Origin of the sequence: Kocuria rhizophila DC2201 (assembly GCF_000010285.1) — a bacterium.
Lineage (GTDB): Bacteria > Actinomycetota > Actinomycetes > Actinomycetales > Micrococcaceae > Kocuria > Kocuria rhizophila_A.
In genome coordinates this window covers 2330058-2348190 of sequence record NC_010617.1, presented here as the reverse complement: position 1 = coordinate 2348190, position 18133 = coordinate 2330058, and the positions used below count along the sequence as shown (strand labels likewise).

Sequence of the window (18133 nt, the reverse complement as noted above, 5' to 3'; positions counted from 1 at the left end):
TACGGCTGAGGTGCATCCGGAGCAGAACTGGGGAGAATTCATGCGTATTGCCGGGCAGGCAAGTTTTTTGACGGGGGACGGGCACACCATTCACGCGTGGGTCCACGGTCCGCAGGACGAGAAAGTGCGTGGCGCGGTGATCGTGGCACCGGCACTGGCGCGGGAGGAGGTAGTGAGCCACCGCAGCATGCGCCTCGTGGCCGCGCGGGCTGCCCAGGCGGGCTGGCTCGTGCTGCGCCTCGCGTGGAGCGGGACCTCCGAGTCGGGGGAGCGCCCCGCGGGCAGCGACCCCGTGGCCGTGTGGCACCGGGATCTCGAGGTGGCCCACCGTGCGTCGCGTGAGCTCGTGGGCCCCGAGCTGCCGGTCCACGGGATCGGGCTGCGGATCGGTGCGGCCGTGCTGGCCACGTCCCCGCTCCCCTTCGAGCGCCGCGTGCTGTGGGAGCCGGTCTCCGGCGCCGTCTACATGCGCCAGTACACGGGACTGAGGCGCGCCAGTGGTCTCGACCTGCCTCCTGTGGTGGAGGACGGCGTGGAGATCGGGGGCGCGCACTTCACGAATGCCGAGGCCGGGGCCATCCGCGCGCTGCCCGACCCCCGCAAACTCTCCACCCCCGGGCTCGTCCCGGTGCGCGAGGAGGACCGCACCGTGGCCAAAAAGCTCTACGGGGTGGCCGCCATCTACGCGAAGGCGTGTCCGCCCGCGATCGCCGCCCTCGTCGAGCGGCTGGAGGACTCCGGGCCCACGCAGCGGCCGCGCGACGAGTGGGCGGACGTCAGCGGGTGGCGGCCGGTGACCTCGGCCCGGTTCCATGTGGCCGAGTTCGGCGTGGACGTGGAGGAGGAGCTGCTGGAGCTGGGCCTGGACGGCATGCCGGCCTCCTACACCCATCCCGTGGGACGCCACGGCACGGGTGCGGGAGCTGCGCTGCTCGCGCCGCCCTCGGCCGATCCGAAGGACGGCCCCACCGGGCTGTGGACCGTGCAGGCTCGCCGTCTCGCGGCCCGGGGCGTGCCCGCGATGCGCATCGAGCGCCACCACTGCGGGGACGGTGCGGGACTGGACGAGGTCAAGGACGTCAACCCCTACACCGGTGAGGGCGTCATGGACCTGGACCTCGGGGCGGCCTGGCTCCGGGACCGCACCGGGGAGGACGTCACGGGAGCCGGACTGTGCGTGGGGGGCTGGCTCGTGGCCATGGCCCCGCCCACGAGTGCGATGACCAGCCGCGTGGTGCTCAACAACGTGGCGTGGCGCGCCGCGGAAACCTACTACGACAAGCTCTACCGCAACTGGGACGTGGACGCGGTGCTCGAGCAGCTGCGCACCATGAGCGACGTGGAGGTCAACGCCGGCTGGCGCACCCGTGCCAAGGACCGGGTGCGCCGCCGCATGCCCTACCTCGCGTGGCTCGTCCTGGGCCGCCGCAGCATTCCCAACGTGCCCGAGGTGGTCATGGAGTACGCCTCCCGCGGTGCGGAGGTCGCCTTCTACTTCGGCCCCGAGGACGGCCTGCTCTTCCAGCAGGAGCGGGGCGAGGAGGGCCTGGCCCGGCTGCGCCGTCAGGGGCGGCGGATCAAGGTGGCCCACGTCCCGGCGCTGGACCACTCGCTGCAGGCGCACGCCTCACGGCTCACCGCGCTGCAGATCATCGACGCCGCCCTGGGCCTGAGCCAGTACCCCGCGGAAGAGGTGGTTCCATGCGCGGCATGAGACGTTCCGGGTCACGGGTCGACGGCTCCCGGGGTTCGGGTCTACGTGTGCTGGCCGGGTGCGCCGTGGTGGCCACCCTTCTCACCGGGTGCGGTCTGGGCAGCCCGGACGGTACCGCGTCGAGTTCGTCGGGCCTGTACGACACCCAGGCCGTGAAGGACGCGGGGTTCGGTGACCCGGAGGCGCTGCGGGCGCAGGACCACGGCATCACCGTCACCGCGGCGCGGCGGCTCTCGCAGCGCGCGGTGGACCTGACGGTCGAGACGGACGCCGTGTCCCCGGACGCGCTGGGGGGCCGGAAGTCCGTGGTGGTGATCGCCCCCGAGAACTACGACCCCTCCACCCGCTACCCCGTGGTGTACATGCTGCCCGGCAGCAGCTCCCCGGACGCCTCCGCCCTGCAGTGGTACGACGAGGGACACGCGGAGCAGCTCACGCAGAACCTCCCGGTGATCACGGTGGTCATGAGCGGAGGGCAGCAGGGCTGGTACACCGACTGGGCCACTCAGGACACGGGTGCCCAGAACTGGGAGACGTTCCATCTCAAGGAACTGGTGCCGTGGGTCGACGCGCACCTGCCCACCGCCGCGGACCGGAAGCACCGGGTCGTCCTGGGCAACTCCATGGGCGGCTACGGCGCGGTGCGCTACGCCGAGGAGCGCCCGGACCTGTTCGGGGAGGCCGTCAGCCTCTCCGGTCTGCTGGACCTGTCCTCGGGCGCCGCCAAGAACAACCTGGTGGAGGCGTCCCGGCAGTCCACGGGTGAGACCGACGCGGTGTTCGGGGACGGCACCACCACCACGGAGGAGCAGTGGCGCGCCCACGACCCGCTCTCGCAGAGCTCCAGGCTCTCGGACGTCCACGTGCAGCTGTTCGCAGGCACGGGCAACGGCCAGGAGGGGGACATCGAACCCGCTCTGCGGGACACCACCGCCACGTTCGCGCGGGAGCTGGAGTCCCAGGGCATCGCTCACCAGTACACGGAGTACGGCCGTGCGGGCGAGTGCGACGGCGGGCACGTCTTCGGGTGCTGGCGGCCCGCCGCGGTCGTGGCACTGGGCCGCTGGGCGGAGCGCACGGGGCTGAGGACCACCGCCCCGCAGCCCTCGGTGGCTCCCCAGTTCACGGATGTGACCTCCGGGGACAAGCCGTGACGGCCGCGCACGACGCCGCCCGCGCACCCCGCGTGGGCTGCGACCTGCAGGCAGTGGCGCCGGTGGCCGAGGCCATCGCGCACCGGGGGGAGCGCTACCTGCGGGCCGTGCTCGCGCCCGAGGAGGTCTCGGCGCTCACCGCCGGGGGAGGCGCGCCGTCCGCGGAGTCCGTGGCCGGGCGGTTCGCCGCGAAGGAGGCCGTGCTCAAGGTGCTGCGGCCCGGCACCCGGGACGCCGTGGCCTGGCCGCAGATCGTGATCCGCTCCGACGCCCACGGCGTGCCCGCCGTGCAGCTGCGCGGGGAGGCCGCGCTGCTCGCCGACCGCGCGGGTCTGCGGCACTGGAGCCTCAGCACGTCCCACGACGGCGGCTTCGCCATGGCCGTGGCGTGCGCCACCGCGCAGTGACGGCCCCGCCGTCCGCCACCCACACACCACCGCAGGAACCGCAGAGAGGGCGGGTCCGCGGAGCAGAAGAATCACCAGATCAACCGAAAGAGGTTCACACCATGGATTCGACCGCCATCGAGACCACCGTCCGCTCCGTCCTGGCCGATCAGGGCAAGCTCTCCGAGGACGCCCAGGCCATTGCCGCGGACGCGGACCTGTACCGCGCGGGGATGACCTCCCACGCCTCCGTGAACGTGATGCTCGGGCTCGAGGACGAGTTCGACATCGAGTTTCCCGAGGAGCGGCTCACCAAGGCCACGTTCACGTCCGTGCGGTCGATCACCGAGGCCGTGGAGGCGATCCAGAATGACTGAGACCACCGTGCTGACCGACTCCTCCCGCATGCCGCGGGAGGAGACCCCGGGCGAGGACCGCGCGCAGCGCAACGCCGCCCGCGCGGAGGCCGTGGCCCGGGTGGCCCGCGAGTTCGCGGCCGCCGTGGACGAGGAGGGTCGTTTCCCCTGGGAGGCGATCGACGAGGCCCGTGCCCAGGGACTGCTGGGCGCGCCCATGTCCGAGGCGGACGGCGGGCTGGGGTGGAGCATCACCGAGCTGTGCCGGATGCTGGAGCGCGTGGGGCGCGAGTGCACCTCCACCGCCATGATCCTGGCCATGCACCACTCGCAGACGCTGTGCCTGACCCGGCACGCGGACACCGGGTACCTGCGCGAGTTCACCCGCCGAGTGGCCTCGGAGGGGTTGCTGCTGGCCTCCGCCACCACCGAGGTGAACATCGGGGGCAACACCCGCTCCTCCACGTGCGCGGTGCGTCCGGCCGGGGAGGGCCGCGTGCACCTGCACAAGACGTGCCCCGTGATCTCCTACGGCGCGTACGCGGACGCCATCCTGGTGACGGCGCGCGCGAGCGAGGAGGCGGCGTCGAGCGACCAGGTGCTGCTCGTGGTCGAGTCCCAGGACCTGCAGCTGGAGCGGCAGCGCGGCTGGGACGCCCTAGGTATGCGGGGCACGTGCTCCGAGTCCTTCGAGCTGGAGGCCACCACCCCGGCGGACGCCGTGTTCACGGTCCCGTTCGAGACCATCTCGGCGCGGACCATGCTGCCGGGTGCCCACTGCCTGTGGGCCTCGGCGTGGCTGGGCATGGCCACCCAGGCGGGTCTCACGGCCCGGTCCGTGGTGCAGAAGGCGGCCCGCAAGACCCCGGGCACCCCTCCACCGTCGGCCCTGCGCCTCGCCGAGCTGGAGGTGCAGCTGCAGTCCATGACGGACGTGGTGCGCGCCTCCGTGGCCCGCTACGAGGCGGCGTACGAGGACCCGGCCGCGTGCGAGTCCATGCCGTTCGCCATCGCCATGAACACCCTCAAGGTCTCCGGCGCGGAAGCGGTGCGCCGGATCGTGGGGGACGCCCTGGTGATCGTGGGCATCACGGCCTTCGCCAACCACTCGCCGGTCAGCCTGGCCCGGCTCTACCGGGACAGCATCGGACCCTCCGTCATGGTCAACAACGACCGCATCCTGCAGCACACCGCCACCTTGCAACTCGTCTCAAGGGGAGAACGATGACCATCACCGACACCCACCAGGACCTCACCCGCCAGCAGGACACGTTCCGCGCCGGGCTGGAGGCCAACGACTGGCTGCTGCCCACGCTGGGCGACGGCGTGACCGGGCTGGGCCCGCAGGCCGAGGACGTGGTGCAGGGCATCGCCGCCGCGGCACGCCGGGTGGCCAGGGAGCTGACGCCGGAGGCCGGTTCGCGCCGGCTGCGCTTCCCCCCGGTCAACGGAACGCGGTTGCTGGAGCGCACCGACTACGTGGCGTCCTTCCCGCAGCTGCTGGGGACCATCTCCGCGTTCGAGGGGGACAACAAGGCCCACCGCAGGCTGCTGGCCATGTACGAGGAGGGCGGTGACTGGCCCGCCGAGCTCTCGCCGGCCGGCCACGCCCTGGTCCCGGCCGTGTGCCACCCGCTCTACGCGTACCTCGAGGGCTCGCAGGTGGACGGCTCCGTGTACGAGCTCATGGGGGAGTGCTACCGCCACGAGCCCAGCCCGGACCCCATGCGCTTCGTGACGTTCCGGATGTTCGAGGCCGTGCGCATCGGCACGCCCCAGGACGCCCAGGAGCACCGTGAGAAGTGGCTCGCCGCGGGCACCGAGCTGCTGCGCGCGCTGGGTCTCACCGTGGAGGCGGACACCGCCAACGACCCGTTCTTCGGCCGCGCGGGCAAGCTGCTCAGCGCGGGTCAGCGCGAGGCGCAGCTGAAGTTCGAGATCCTCACGGAGGTCTACCCGGGCCACCCCACGGCGATCGCCTCGGCGAACCTGCACGAGGACCACTTCGGCGAGGCCTTCCACTTGCACACCGCCGACGGCGCCGTGGCCCACTCCGCGTGCTTCGGCTTCGGCCTGGAGCGCGTGGCGCTGGCGCTGGCCTCCGTCCACGGCTTTGACGTGGCCGCGTGGCCCGCGGGGGTGCGCACGGAGCTGGGTCTGCTATGACCGCCGTGACCGAGTCCCGCGGCGTCGTCGTCCCGGCGGGCGCCGAGCACCCGTTCGGCACCGAGGTGCTCGCGGTGCGGGGGTGCGAGTCGCTGACACCGGCGAACGCGCGCCGCTCCGTGCTGCACGACCCAGCGGAGCCGTGGTCACCCACCAACTGCTACATGGACGTGTGGATCGGGCTCACCGCGGTTCTCGGTCTGGATCCCGTGCCCATGCTGGGGGCCGCGTTCAGCGCGGATTTCCTGGGGGACCAGTGGGAGTTCCTCAAGCCGCGCCAGGAGGACCTCGAGTGCCTCTACGGCCTCACGGTGGGGGAGTACGACACCTGGCGTCCGCTGGGGGAGCACCTGCAGCTGGCCATGTCCCGGGGGGACGCCCTGGTGGTGGAGGTGGACGCGTTCCACCTCCCGGACACCGAGGGCGTCTCCTACGGCCTGGAGCACACCAAGACCTCCATCGTGCCGCTGCGCCTGGACCCGCTCGCGGGGGAGCTCGTGTACCTGCACAACGACGGCGTCCACGTGCTGGGCGGGGAGGACCTGGAGCACACCCTCGGCCCCGCGATGCGTGGCGGGTCGGTGCCGTACCCGTACGTGGAGCTCGTGCGCCTGGACGGGATGCGGCGGCTGTCGGAGCAGGAGCTGTGGTGGCGCGGAGTGGGCCTCGTGCGGGCCCACCTGCGCCGCGCGCCCTCGGACAGCCCGGCCCGGCGGCTCGTGGACTCGATCCGCGCGCAGCTGCCCGTGCTGGCCGAGCGGGGTCTGCCGTACTTCCACGTCTACTCCTTCGCGACCACCCGGCAGGCGGGGCTCACCGCCGGTCTGGCCGCCCACGTGTGCCGGTTCCTGGCGGACGGGGCGCAGGCCTGGCCGAGCGACCTCTGCCCGGAGCGGCTGCGGGAGGCCGCGGAGGCCTTCGACGACGCCGCGGGCGCGGCCAAGACGCTGCAGTTCCAGCTGGCCCGGGCGGCGTCGGGACGCACCCCGCGCGTGGACGCCTCGTCGGCGGCCTTCGTGGCGGGGTACGACGCCGCCACGAAGGCCGTGCGCGACGCCCTGGGCTTCGGGGAGTGACGCGCGTGCCGGGGGCGGACGTCGCGGCCGGTGCCGACGTCCTGGCGGACGCCCGGTGGACGCTGCGCCGCCACGACCCCGACGGGACCGTCGCGGATGCCCCGGACCCGGCGCTCGCCGACCCGGCCGGCGGGGGGATCCCGGCGCGCGTGCCCGGCACCGTGAGCGGCGCGCTGCGCGACGTCCTCGGTGAGGACGCCGTGGATGCGCAGCTGCGCGCTGGCTGCGGGGACACCGCGTGGGAGTACCGCACCCGGGTGGTGACCCCCGGCGGCCCATACCGCTTCCGCTCCGCGGGTGTGGCCACGGTGGCCCGTCTGCTCGTGGCCGGACGCGAGGTGCACGTCTCGGAGACCGCGTTCACTCCGTGGGACGTCGTTGTGCAGCTGCCCGCCGGTGCGTGCGAGGTCGTGCTGCGCATCGAGCCGACCACGAGCGTGGCCGTTCCCCGCCGCCCCCGCGCCCGGTGGCTCTCACCGCTGGTGCCCGAGCGTTCCGTGCGGTGGCGGCGCACCCCGCTCGTGGGCTTCATCGACTGGCCCGGAGCGCGCCCCGTGCTGGGTCCCTGGGGAGGCCTCACCGCACGGGCTGAGCCCTCCACCGCACCCCTCGACCTCTCCTCGTGCACCGTGAGCGCCCGGGTGGCGGAGGACGGTGCGGGCCTCGTGAGCGTGCGCCTGGTGTCCCGCGTCGCCGCTGCCACCGCCCCGGCATCCGCGCCATCCGCAGAGCCCGCTCCGAGCACCGTCCCCTCCGGCACGAGCCCTGCCGCGCCGCCCGGCGACTCTCCGGACCAGACACTTCGCGAGGCCGCCCGACCAGAGCCGGACGCGGAGCCCGCGGGGGCGACCGTGCGCGTCGTCGTGTCCCGCGCGGACGCGGACGACGACACCGTGGTCCGCCTCGAGCACACGGTCACCTCCGGGGACCGCGCCTCGGACGGGACCGTCACCGTGGCCGTCCGGGTGCCGGAGCCGGACCTGTGGTGGCCCCACGGCATGGGCGGGCAGAGCCTGTACCGGGTGCGCGTGGGTGTGGGGGGCGAGCACACCGAGACCACCGTGGGGTTCCGCACCGTGAGCGCCGAGCACCGCGACGCCGAGCACCGCGGCCTGGCGCTGCGGGTCAACGGGGTCCCCGTGTTCGTGCGCGGTGCGGTGTGGACCGGCAGCGACCCCTTCGAGACGGCCGCGGACCCGCGGCGCACCCGCGCGGTGCTGCAGCGGCTGCGGACGGCCGGACTCACGATGCTGCGCTGTCCCGGAACCGGCTGCTACGAGAGCGAGGACTTCCACCGGGCGTGCGACGAGCTGGGCCTCATGGTGTGGCAGGACGTCGCCCTCGGGCCCCTCGACCCGCCCGACGAGCCCCACTGGCGGGAGGGGCTGCGCTCAGAGGTGCGCTCGCTCGCCGCGCGGCTGGGCGCCCACCCGTCCACCGCGGTGGTCTCCGGCGGCACCGAGGTGATCCAGGCCCCCGTGCTCGCGGGCCGGCCCGCCGAGCAGTGGACCCCCGAGGTGCTGCTGCACGACGTCCCCACCGCGGTGGGGGAGGCGCTCGCGGACGCGGTGGTGGTGCCCTCCTCGCCGTGCTCCGACGCCCAGCTCGACGCCGCCGCGGCCGCCTACGAGTCTGCCCGCGACCGGGCGGCGAGTGAGCACGCACCGGCCGGGTGTCGGACCCCGAACGAGACCCTTGCCGAGCACGAGGATGCCCCGCTCACGGGAGACATCCGGGACGCTGCGCTGCTGTCGCCCGAGGGCGCGGGCGCACCGCTGGCCACGCCGGAGCAGGCGGGCGGCGCGGCGTCGTCGTCCGGTGTGCCCGCGGGATCCCCGGTGGACGCCGCGGACGGCGTGTGCCACTACTTCGGGGTGGGTGCGTACGGCCGTCCGCTCGAGGACGCCGTGACGCGCGGGGTGCGTTTCGCCGCCGAGGCGCTCGCCTTCGCCGTGCCCCCGGAGCCCGCCGTGGTGCGGGCGCAGTTCGGCACGGACGGGCCGCTGGACACGCCCGCCGGTGCCGCCGCCTGGCGCCGCGGTCTGGCCCGCGATCCGGGCGCGGCCTGGACCTTCGAGGACACCACCACCACGTACGTCCACCGGCTGTTCCTCGACCGGGACAGCGATCCCGACGCCGCCCTGGCGGCTCCCGCGCGCCCCGCCGAGGCCGGCGCTCTCGGGGGTCACGCGCAGGTGCTCGAGCACGAGCGCGCGGCCCTGGCCCACGTGTTCCAGCGCAGCTTCGCGCAGTGGCGTGCCGCGGACTCGCCGTGCCGGGGAGCCCTCGTGCTCGCGGCGGCGTCCACCGCACCGGGGGCGGGGTGGGGCGTCCTGGACGTCACCGGTCGACCCACCGCGGCGTGGTACGGAATGCGCCGGGCGTGCGCGCCGGTCGCGGTGTGCTTTGTGCCCGCGGGCGGTGACGGGCTGCCCGCCCACGTGTGGAACGACGGCGCCGAGCCCCTGGACGCCACGCTGCAGCTCACCGTGGCCACGGTCCGGGGCGGGAGCCTGCCCCCGATCGACGTGCCGGTCACGGTCCCCGCCCGCGGCGGGATCACGGTCCGAGCGGACCTCGCGGACGGCACGTTCCGGGACCTCGACCACGCCTACGGTTTCGGGGAACGGGAGTTCGACGCCGTCGGCGCCGTGCTGCTCGACGCTTCCGGGAACGCCCTGGCGCGGGACGTGCACCTCAGTGGCGGTCCGCGCCGGAACGACCCCGAGGACCCCGGGCTGCGCGCTCGGTGGCACCGGAACGAGGACGGTTCGTGGGCGGTGGCGGTCAGCGCGGAACGGCTCGCGCGGTTCGTGGCGCTGGACCTTCCCGTGGGTGCTCCCGAGGACGATCCCGAGGGTGCCGCACCGGCCGTGCCCGGTGGCGGGACCGCCGGGAACCGTGCACCGGCCGCCGCGGCTGCCGACGTTGCCCCCGCCGTGGCCGAGGACGGCTACGTGCACCTGCTGCCCGGGGAGACGCTGCACCTGCCCGTCAGCGGTGAGGCCACGGACGCCGTGCGCCGGGGGACCGTGGTGCGCGCGCTGGACGCCGCTCCCGTGACGGTGGCCGGCGAGTGACCGCGGCCTGTCCCGGTGGCTCCCGGCGGCGTCGAACGTGCGGGCCCGGGCGCGTGGGCCGTAGCCGTGGGCTGGGACGCTCAGCCCACGGGCCGTGGTTCACGGCCTGCTGACCCGCGCTCGCGGGGAAGAACCTGCGTCGGGCAGGTGTCCGGACACGCAGCTCCTGACACCCTGCCGCGGGCCCATCGTGGGCCGGCGGAGCCGCAGAGCGAGCTGTCAGTGCTCGGCGGGTGACTGGGGCGCGACCTCGTCCACCACGTACCGGCACAGCGTGTGCCGGGAGGCCGTGGCGAAGACCGAGTGGTCGAGCGGCTCCAGCAGCACCATGGCCGAGCGCCCCTCCCGGGTGGCCTCCCTGACCCCGCAGTGGGCGGCGTCGGCGGGGCCGAACACCGCGTTGACAGTGAGGCCGGGGACGCGGGAGAGCCGACGCAGCGCGGGCTGCGGAACGTCGATGATCCCCGCGGTGGCCGCGAGCGAGTTGAGCCGCGGGGAGGCGTTGTGGGCCCGTGCGCGCGTGCCGCGGACCACCGTGCGGCCCACGCTGCCCGCGCGGGAGAGGAGCACGCGGCTCAGGGGGCGCGGGGCGGCGTCGTCCTGCTGCGGTGCCGTCGGCTGCGCGGACGGCTCGTCGCCGGGCAGCCGCGGTGCCAGCGGTCCGCTGCGCAGCCCCTGACGCCAGTACCGCCACGATTCGCGCTGCCACGCCACGTTGTTGATCACGTGCAGGGTCAGCCGCTCGCTCACCTCGGCAGGAAGCTCCGGTGCGGCGGCCACGAGACCCCAGGCGCCCAGGCAGATCCCGGCCGCGCTCAGGGCACCATCCGTGAGCCGCGCGAGCTGCTCCACGAGCTCCCGGCACTCCACCACGGTGTGGCGGGCGTAGGGGTTGGAGTCGCGGGTGAGGGCGTGGTCCACCAGCTCGCCGGTGTCCGAGCGCTCGGCCAGCAGGCAGACCGCGCCGCGTGCCGAGGCCAGCAGCGCCGTGTGCAGCCACAGTCCGCTCGCGGCCTCCATGACGTCCGAGCCGGGGGAGACGAGCGCCAGCCCGGGGGCCTGCGCGGTGTGCTCCACGGGCTCCGTGCGGATCGCGGGGCGCTCGTCCCGGCCCACCGTGGTGTGGATGAGCCGCACAGGCGTGCCGTGGACGTCCACGGTCAGGCTCCGGGCGGGACGCGGCGCGGGTGCGTCCTCGGGCGCGGCGGTGCCCCGGGCCGGTGCGTGCGGGCCGAGGGCCGTGAGCACCGCGCGGGTCACACCGCCGGGAACCGTGGCCACGCGGGGGTGGACGTCCAGGGGCAGGGGGCCGGTGCTCTCCTCGGGCAGCACGACCAGCCCTCGTGCAGGGTCCTCGACCGGGGTGGGGACGGTCCTGACCGCCGCGGCGCCCTCCGCGCACAGCTGCAGGTCCATGAGCTCGGTGCCCTCGGTGTCCCTGGGCGGCAGGGTCGAACCGGCCATGCGCCGGAGGGCGCTCTGGTGGCGCAGCCACTGCTTGCCGGACACCGGCGCCAGCAGCACGCGCTCGAGCCACGCGGAGTCCTCGTCCGCGGCCATGTAGGCCCCCGCGACGCTGAACGCCACCCCGCGCACGGGCTGGTCCGCCCCGGCCCAGTCCCGCACGACCCGCAGGTCCTGCTCCCAGAGCCGGGCGTCGCAGCAGTCCTCGGTGGCGGGGCTCTGGCCCGTGCCGGACCAGTCGAAGCGCACCACGCGCCAGCCGTCCGCGGCCAGGGCCCGGGCGGTGTGCACGACCGTGCGGTTCATGGTGACCCGCTCCCGGCCCGGCGGCGCGGCGAGGACCACCGCAGCACCCCGGGACGGCTCGGCGGGCTCGTGCACGTGCACGGCCAGCCACCGCTGCCCGGCCGGGATCCAGCCGTGGGTCACTCCGGCGTCGAGGGCCTCGTGCCGGGGCCCTGCCGCGTTCGAGGACGCCGTGAGCAGGGACCGCAGCGGTCGGCCCGGACCTGAAAAGCTGAACAATGAATTCTCCCCCGACAAGACGAGCGTCGCCGTCCGCCCGCGGTGGTCCACCGTCTCTCCCCCAGTCGGTGGCGCGGACTCGGCGCTGATGTACGTACTCAGCCTAACTTCTTCGCGCGGTGCGGCCCTCCGGAGATCTCGCCCCCACTTTGGTGCAGTGGTCCCCCGATGTGGGGGCAGTTCCTGGGTGCCGGGCGGTGCGGCACCGGGCCCTGGCGACCGCGGTCGCCTGGGATCGCACCGGGACGGCGACGGCGCCCGGTGCGGTCCCACGCCCCGGGCGGCCGGTGCCGCAGCCCGAGCCAGGCACGGATCCCGCCACGGGAGCCCCGGGGAAGGGCTTTTCGCATGAAGCACTACGACACGCCGCGCCGGCCCGCCGAGTACCGGCGCCCACCCGAGAAGGTCCAGGGCCGCCGCAGGGGCCTCGGCATGGACGTGGTGGAGAACATCTTCTTCGGCCTCGTGATGGTGCTGATCTTCGTGTTCGCGGTGGTGATCCTGCGCAGCGTGGACAGCGTCTGGACGCTCGTGGGCTACAGCATCGTGTTCTGGGCGCTCATGGCGTACCTGGCCCTGCCCCGGCTCACCGCACGTCGATGCCGAACACGCGCTTGACCGCGGTGACCACGTGACGCCCGTAGCGCTGTGAGGACGGTGTGGAGGAGAACGGCAGGAAACGTCCGGGCACGTCCGGGTGGGTGATCTTGCCGTGCGTGGGCCCCGAGGTGGTCACCTCGAAACCCGCCGCGCGCAGCCGTTCCAGCAGCTCCCGGCGGTTGGTGGGGTAGCGCGTGCCGCTGCCGCCGGGCTTGGCACCCGTGCGCTCCAGGGAGTCGGGGGTGTCCGCCCAGGTCTCGTCCGGCCGGCGGGCCACGGCCCACCCGCTGCGGTAGATCCCCACCACCCGGTGCTGCGCGCGCGTGACCTGCACGCACAGTTGGCCGCGCACGTAGTAGTCGGTGCGGCCCAGGTCCGCGGTCCACGTGTCCTCGGGGTCCGCCACGACGGCCCGCAGGGCGTCCTCGCCCACGTCCCACACTCCGCGCACGTCCACACCGTCCGCGGGGACGTCCAGCTCCCGGGACGGCGCGGGCCCCGAGTCCACGGTGTAGAACGCGTCCCGGGGCGTGGCCGTCACCGGGGTGACCCCGGCCCGCAGCTGCGCAACCATGGCCGCGAGCTGCGGGTCCACGGTCAGCACGCGGGGAGCCTCCCGCACGGCGGCCACGGGGGCCGGGCGCGGACCGGGCCCCGGCTTGGGCGTGCCGCCCGGCGCCACGTGGGCCGCAGCTCCGGGTGTCCCGGGGGACGACGCCGCTCCCGCACCCCGTTCTGCCGCGTTCCCTGCTGCGGTGGTGCCCGTTCCGTCCTCCCCGGCGGTCCCCGAGGTCGCAGGGGACGGGCGCCACGAGGTGTAGTCCACCGGGCGCACGTCTTGTGCGGGATCGGTGCGGCCCCGCATCACGGCGGGGGAGGGGCGCTGGGTGCTCATGGCTGTGGTCCTCCAAATGGGCGGCGGGTGTCCTCACGGTGCCACGATCCTCGGGCGCACGCCACACGCCGGGATCGCGGGGACCGCACGGGGACTGGACGGGGACAGGACGGGGGGCCGCGCGCCCGGTGGGTGCGGCCCGGGGCGAGTGCGTGCCTTCGCCCCGGGCGCGGCCCGCACATTGGGGGCGGCCCTGGCGTTGCCCCGTAGCGGACGGCACGCCACGCGGACGAACGGGGCAGTGCACCGGGTGCCGCCCGCGGGACCCGGCAGTGCGGCGTCGTCGTGCCCGGCAGGCGGGGCCCACCGTACACTCGGGCGGGTGGAATGCGGATACTACGACCGGGGCGAGTGCCGGTCCTGCACGGTGATCGAGGTGCCGTACGCGCGGCAGCTGGCGCGCAAGCAGGAGCTGGTGCGGGAGCTCGTGGACGCCCACGGTGCGCCGCGGTGGCTGGAGCCGGTGGCATCGCCGGAGAAGGGGTTCCGCAACAAGGCCAAGATGGTGGTGGCGGGCCGGGTGGGGGCGCCCGCGCTCGGCATCCTGGACGGCGCCGCGGGCGTGGACCTCCGGGACTGCCCGCTGTACCCCGAACCCGTCACGCGGGCCCTGCACGCGCTCGCGGACTTCATCGGGCGGGTGCGGCTGCTGCCCTACGACGTCGCGAAGCGCCGCGGCGAGATCAAGCACGTGATCGTCACCGGCAGCCCCGAGGGTCGGCTCATGGTGCGCTTCGTGCTGCGCAGCACCCGCCAGCTGCCCAAGATCGCCGAGAACCTGGACCTGCTGCGCGAGCTGGTGCCCGCCGCGGACGTGGTTTCCGTGAACATCCAGCCCGAGCACAAGGCCGTGCTCGAGGGCCCCGAGGAGATCCTGCTGAGCGAGCAGTCAGAGCTGGTGATGCGCCTCAACGGGATCGATCTGCGCGTGCGGCCGCGCTCCTTCTTCCAGACCAACACGGCCGTGACCGAGCAGCTGTACCGGCAGGTCGCGGACTGGGTGGACGCCGTGGGGCCGGCGAGCGTGTGGGACCTGTACTGCGGCGTCGGCGGCTTCGCGCTGCACGTGGCGGGGCCCGGGCGCGAGGTGGTGGGCACCGAGATCTCCGAAGAAGCCGTGGCCTCCGCGCAGGACACGGCTCGGGCCATGGGCTTGCCGCAGGACGGCCCGGGCTCCGTGCGCTTCCTGGCCGACGACGCCGCCGCGACCCCCGCGGACCTGCCCGGCACCCCGGAGCTCGCGGTCGTCAACCCGCCGCGGCGCGGCCTGGACGCCTCCCTGTGTGCGTGGCTCGAGAGTTCGTCCGTGCGCCACGCGGTGTACTCCTCGTGCAACGCGCAGACCCTCGCGCGGGACCTCGCTCGCATGCCGTCCCTGCGCCCGGTGGAGGCACGGCTGCTGGACATGTTCCCCCACACCGGGCACTACGAGGTGGCGGTGCTGCTGCGGCGCGACTGAGCGGTCGCGTGGGCGGTGCGCGCCAGGGAACGACGCCGCCGGGCCCGGGTGACGCCGCCGCGCCCCGGTCGGGCGGCGGCTCGCGCCTCGCCACCGAGCCGGACTGCCCGGCCGGCCCCGCGGCGCTGGTCCGCGGCATCCCGCAGGGAGGGTCCGGCCAGGACGATCCGGCCGGGCCCCTGCGTCCAGGGCAGGGTGCTCAGGCCCGAGTGCTCAGGACTGCGCGGCCACGAGCGCGCGGAGGCGGGTGACGGCGTCGTCCACCATGTCCGCGACGGGCTGGTCGATGTTGAGCACGTACCCGCCCTCCTCCTGGGCGAGCGGCTCCAGCGTCTCGATCTGGGACTCCAGCAGCGCGGCCGGCATGAAGTGCCCGCTGCGCCCCTCGATGCGGCGGGTCAGCACCTCCAAGGTGCCGTCCAGGTGCAGGAACAGTGCGGACGGGGCCTGGGAGCGGATGCGCTCGCGGTAGGCGCGCTTGAGCGCGGAGCAGGCCACCACGAGGCCCTCGCGGCGCTCGCCGTGCTCATGCAGGGTGCGCCCCACGATCTCGAGCCACGGCCAGCGGTCGTCGTCGTCCAGCGGGGTGCCCGCGGCCATCTTCTGGACGTTCTCCAGGGGGTGCAGGCTGTCCCCGTCGATGAACTGGACCCCCAGCTCGTGCGCCACGAGCGTGCCGATGGTGGTCTTGCCGGAACCGGAGACCCCCATGACCACCACGAGCGGCGGCAGCGGCTCGCGCGCCGGGCTCATGCCCCGGCCCCCGTGGTGGGTGCCGGGTGTGCGGCCGGACCCTGTGCGGCAGGGTCCCGGGGCGCGGGGCCGGTGCGGACGTCGTCGTCGTTCACGGTGTTCCTCTCAGACGGTGCGTGACCACGAGGTCACCCGGTAACCCTGCCACGCCGGGGGGCCTCCGTGCGAGACGGGCGTGTCCGAACGGGACGGGGCGACCGCGCCGCCGGGCCGTCCCGTGCACGCCCTCCGCTCCCCGACGGCCCACCGTCCTGGCCGCGCCGCGGGAGGCGCGGTGTCCCGGGCGGGGGCACTCCGGTGCCGGGGCGCGCACCACGAGCGCATACTTGCCCAGTGATCACTCTCGCGATCGTGCTGCTGGCGGTGGGGTTCCTCTACGCCGTGGACCACTCGTGGCCCGGGTTCCGCCGCATCAGCGCGTGGTGGCTGCGCCGGGGGGAGCCCCTCAAGGACAGGGTGCGCCACGCGCCCCTCACGTACCTGTACCTGGTGCTGCTCACGTTCACCACGTGGCTGCTGGCCAACACCTCGGAACCCCTGCGCAAGGCGTTCCTCGCGGAGCAGTCCACCAACCTGCACGAGCTCAGCACCAACCCCGTGACCGTGCTGGTGCGCAGCGCCATGTACGTGTCCCCCGCGGAGCTGCTGATCTGGTGGGTGGGTTTCAGCCTGGTGGTCGCACCCATGGAGCGCCGCTTCGGGTGGCAGCGCGTCCTGGCCGGCTTCGTACTGGGCCACGTCGGTGCCACCGTGGCGGTCGCCTACCTGCAGGTGTGGCTGTTCCGCACCGCGGAGCTGCCCGTGCCGTCCCCCGTGCTGATCGACGTGGGCGCGAGTTACGGGTTCTGCGCGCTCGCCGCGCTGGCCACCTACCGGGGCCCGCTGCGCCGTCGGCTGCTGTGGGCCGGGGGGCTGGTCGGGCTGCTCGCGGCGGGCCTGCTGCTGGACCTCGACTGGTCCTCCATCGGGCACTGCGTGGCCGCCGTGCTCGGTTTCGTCTCCTACCCGCTCGTGCGCCCGGAGGCCGCGGTGCACCACGAGGCGCGGGTCCGCGCCCGGCGGCTCTACCGGATGGAGCACTGAGCCCGGGCAACGCCAGGTTACCGACGAGTTTTGTGACCTACCGCACCCTGACCTAGCATGCACACAGAATGAGCGGGCCCGGGGCTACTGGCCCCGGGTGAACCCGCCGAGGGCGACGACGAGGGAATGACGGCATGAGAACGAAGCCCTGGATGAGGGTCAGCTCCGCGCTGCTGGCGGTGGCGTGGGGAGGCAACGAGTTCACGCCGCTGCTGGTCATGTACCGCACCGTGGAGGGTTACCAGCAGGTGGCCGTGGACATGCTGCTGGCGGCATACGTGCTGGGCATCGTGCCCGCGCTGCTGATCGGCGGGCCACTGTCTGACCGGCACGGGCGCCGCACCCTGATGATCCCCGCCCCGGTGCTGGCCATGGTGGGCAGCATCCTGCTGGCCGTGGGCGCCGAGAGCTTGTTCGTGCTGTTCGTGGGCCGGGTCTTCTCCGGTCTGGCCCTGGGCCTGGGCATGGCGGTGGGGACCTCCTGGATCAAGGAGCTGTCGGAGAAGCCCTACGAGGAGCACCCGGAGCGGGTCTCCGGTGCCCGCCGGGCCTCGCTGTCCCTGACCGCCGGGTTCGCCCTGGGGGCCGCGGCGGCCGCGGCCCTCGCGCAGTTCGCGCCCCTGCAGACCGTTCTGCCGTACATGATCAACCTGCTCATCTGTCTGCCCGCCGTGTTCCTGGTGGCCGGGGCTCCCGAGACCCGCCACGCCACCGCCCCCCACGGCCCGCTGCTGGCGGACCTGAAGATCCCCGCCACGCGGCAGCACCGCTTCTGGTTCGTGGTGGCGCCCTCCGCGCCGTGGGTCTTCGGCTGCGCGGCCTCCGCGTACGCGATCCTGCCCGCACTCATGGCAGACGTGGTGGGCCCCCGGTACGGCATCGCCTTCTCCGGGCTGATGTGCCTGGTGGGGCTGGGTTTCGGGTTCTTCATCCAGCCCCTGGGCAAGCGCCTTGATAGGGACGGCTCCATCCGCTCCCTCGCCGTGGGGATGGGTGCGGTGATCCTGGGAATGCTCGCCGCGGTGCTGGCCTCGGCCACCCTGAACCTGGCCCTCGTGCTGCTGGCCTCCGCGGTGCTGGGCTGCGGCTACGGGCTGGTGCTGGTGTCCGGGCTGCAGGAGGTCCAGCGGATCGCCCGCCCGGACGACCTCGCCGGGCTCACCGCCGTGTTCTACTCCCTGACCTACATCGGCTTCTTCGTGCCCATGGTGCTCGCCCTGGTCTCCGAGTTCACCAGCTACCCGTGGCTGTTCGTCTCGGGCGCGGTGATCGCCGCACTGTGCCTGGGGATCATGGCCTACGGCCGCCGCCACGAGGTGCGCGACCTCGACCTGCTCGAGGCGAACGACGCCGCCCGCCCCTGACCCCGACGCAACGACGCCGCACGCTCCCGGACCCTGCGCGGGTCACGGGGGCGTGCGG

General features: G+C 74.2%; 15 protein-coding genes. 12 read left to right on the top strand and 3 right to left on the bottom strand.

Annotated features, from left to right (window positions below; genetic code table 11):
• Window positions 1-40: 40 nt before the first annotated feature.
• The 8 genes from KRH_RS10110 (at window position 41) to KRH_RS10075 (ending at window position 9932) form a co-directional block, all read left to right on the top strand.
• Window positions 41-1714, top strand: coding sequence for a hypothetical protein (locus tag KRH_RS10110; protein ID WP_197524571.1), 1674 nt, complete (start codon window positions 41-43; stop codon window positions 1712-1714).
• On the top strand, window positions 1702-2868 hold the full coding sequence (locus KRH_RS10105) for an alpha/beta hydrolase (RefSeq protein WP_012399111.1): 1167 nt from the start codon (window positions 1702-1704) through the stop codon (window positions 2866-2868). The genes KRH_RS10110 and KRH_RS10105 overlap by 13 nt, the downstream gene beginning before the upstream one ends.
• Window positions 2865-3275 (top strand): holo-ACP synthase, encoded by a 411-nt coding sequence (locus KRH_RS10100; protein ID WP_012399110.1) that lies wholly within the window; start codon window positions 2865-2867, stop codon window positions 3273-3275. Before KRH_RS10105 ends, KRH_RS10100 begins: the two co-directional genes overlap by 4 nt.
• A gap of 101 nt (window positions 3276-3376) precedes the next feature.
• Window positions 3377-3631 (top strand): acyl carrier protein, encoded by a 255-nt coding sequence (locus KRH_RS10095; RefSeq protein ID WP_012399109.1) that lies wholly within the window; start codon window positions 3377-3379, stop codon window positions 3629-3631.
• Complete coding sequence (locus tag KRH_RS10090; protein WP_012399108.1) at window positions 3624-4838, top strand: acyl-CoA dehydrogenase family protein; 1215 nt, start codon at window positions 3624-3626, stop codon at window positions 4836-4838. The genes KRH_RS10095 and KRH_RS10090 overlap by 8 nt, the downstream gene beginning before the upstream one ends.
• Entirely contained in the window at window positions 4835-5776 is a 942-nt protein-coding gene (locus tag KRH_RS10085; RefSeq protein WP_012399107.1) for a hypothetical protein, read from the top strand. Before KRH_RS10090 ends, KRH_RS10085 begins: the two co-directional genes overlap by 4 nt.
• Complete coding sequence (locus KRH_RS10080; protein WP_012399106.1) at window positions 5773-6852, top strand: DUF1839 family protein; 1080 nt, start codon at window positions 5773-5775, stop codon at window positions 6850-6852. The genes KRH_RS10085 and KRH_RS10080 overlap by 4 nt, the downstream gene beginning before the upstream one ends.
• On the top strand, window positions 6849-9932 hold the full coding sequence (locus KRH_RS10075; RefSeq protein ID WP_226905820.1) for a hypothetical protein: 3084 nt from the start codon (window positions 6849-6851) through the stop codon (window positions 9930-9932). Before KRH_RS10080 ends, KRH_RS10075 begins: the two co-directional genes overlap by 4 nt.
• A 219-nt stretch (window positions 9933-10151) precedes the next feature.
• On the opposite strand, the gene KRH_RS10070 is transcribed toward KRH_RS10075, so the two are convergent.
• Complete coding sequence (locus KRH_RS10070) at window positions 10152-11921, bottom strand: hypothetical protein (protein ID WP_226905822.1); 1770 nt, start codon at window positions 11919-11921, stop codon at window positions 10152-10154.
• A 348-nt stretch (window positions 11922-12269) separates the two neighbouring features.
• Between KRH_RS10070 and KRH_RS10065 the strand changes: the two genes are divergently transcribed.
• Complete coding sequence (locus KRH_RS10065) at window positions 12270-12539, top strand: hypothetical protein (RefSeq protein WP_012399103.1); 270 nt, start codon at window positions 12270-12272, stop codon at window positions 12537-12539.
• Here the strand turns inward: KRH_RS10065 and KRH_RS10060 are convergent.
• On the bottom strand, window positions 12508-13416 hold the full coding sequence (locus tag KRH_RS10060; RefSeq protein ID WP_226905825.1) for a hypothetical protein: 909 nt from the start codon (window positions 13414-13416) through the stop codon (window positions 12508-12510). The two genes, KRH_RS10065 and KRH_RS10060, sit on opposite strands and share 32 nt — an antisense overlap.
• A gap of 322 nt (window positions 13417-13738) precedes the next feature.
• Between KRH_RS10060 and rlmC the strand changes: the two genes are divergently transcribed.
• Window positions 13739-14875, top strand: coding sequence for a 23S rRNA (uracil(747)-C(5))-methyltransferase RlmC (rlmC, locus tag KRH_RS10055; protein ID WP_012399101.1), 1137 nt, complete (start codon window positions 13739-13741; stop codon window positions 14873-14875).
• Window positions 14876-15088: 213 nt separating this feature from the next.
• Here the strand turns inward: rlmC and KRH_RS10050 are convergent, their stop codons facing one another.
• Window positions 15089-15628, bottom strand: coding sequence for a gluconokinase (locus KRH_RS10050; protein WP_012399100.1), 540 nt, complete (start codon window positions 15626-15628; stop codon window positions 15089-15091).
• A 333-nt stretch (window positions 15629-15961) separates the two neighbouring features.
• Between KRH_RS10050 and KRH_RS10045 the strand changes: the two genes are divergently transcribed.
• Window positions 15962-16711, top strand: coding sequence for a rhomboid-like protein (locus tag KRH_RS10045; RefSeq protein ID WP_012399099.1), 750 nt, complete (start codon window positions 15962-15964; stop codon window positions 16709-16711).
• Between the two features lie 134 nt (window positions 16712-16845).
• On the top strand, window positions 16846-18075 hold the full coding sequence (locus tag KRH_RS10040; RefSeq protein WP_012399098.1) for an MFS transporter: 1230 nt from the start codon (window positions 16846-16848) through the stop codon (window positions 18073-18075).
• The last annotated feature ends 58 nt before the right edge of the window (window positions 18076-18133 follow it).

Bases quoted from the DNA above. Each gene is read 5' to 3' on its own strand.
- KRH_RS10080 (WP_012399106.1), top strand. From the start codon at position 5,773: ATGACCGCCGTGACCGAGTCCCGCGGCGTCGTCGTCCCGGCGGGCGCC.
- KRH_RS10085 (WP_012399107.1), top strand. From the start codon at position 4,835: ATGACCATCACCGACACCCACCAGGACCTCACCCGCCAGCAGGACACG.
- KRH_RS10065 (WP_012399103.1), top strand. From the start codon at position 12,270: ATGAAGCACTACGACACGCCGCGCCGGCCCGCCGAGTACCGGCGCCCA.
- KRH_RS10060 (WP_226905825.1), bottom strand. From the start codon at position 13,416: ATGAGCACCCAGCGCCCCTCCCCCGCCGTGATGCGGGGCCGCACCGAT.
- KRH_RS10095 (WP_012399109.1), top strand. From the start codon at position 3,377: ATGGATTCGACCGCCATCGAGACCACCGTCCGCTCCGTCCTGGCCGAT.
- KRH_RS10110 (WP_197524571.1), top strand. From the start codon at position 41: ATGCGTATTGCCGGGCAGGCAAGTTTTTTGACGGGGGACGGGCACACC.
- KRH_RS10105 (WP_012399111.1), top strand. From the start codon at position 1,702: ATGCGCGGCATGAGACGTTCCGGGTCACGGGTCGACGGCTCCCGGGGT.
- KRH_RS10090 (WP_012399108.1), top strand. From the start codon at position 3,624: ATGACTGAGACCACCGTGCTGACCGACTCCTCCCGCATGCCGCGGGAG.
- KRH_RS10050 (WP_012399100.1), bottom strand. From the start codon at position 15,628: ATGAGCCCGGCGCGCGAGCCGCTGCCGCCGCTCGTGGTGGTCATGGGG.
- KRH_RS10040 (WP_012399098.1), top strand. From the start codon at position 16,846: ATGAGAACGAAGCCCTGGATGAGGGTCAGCTCCGCGCTGCTGGCGGTG.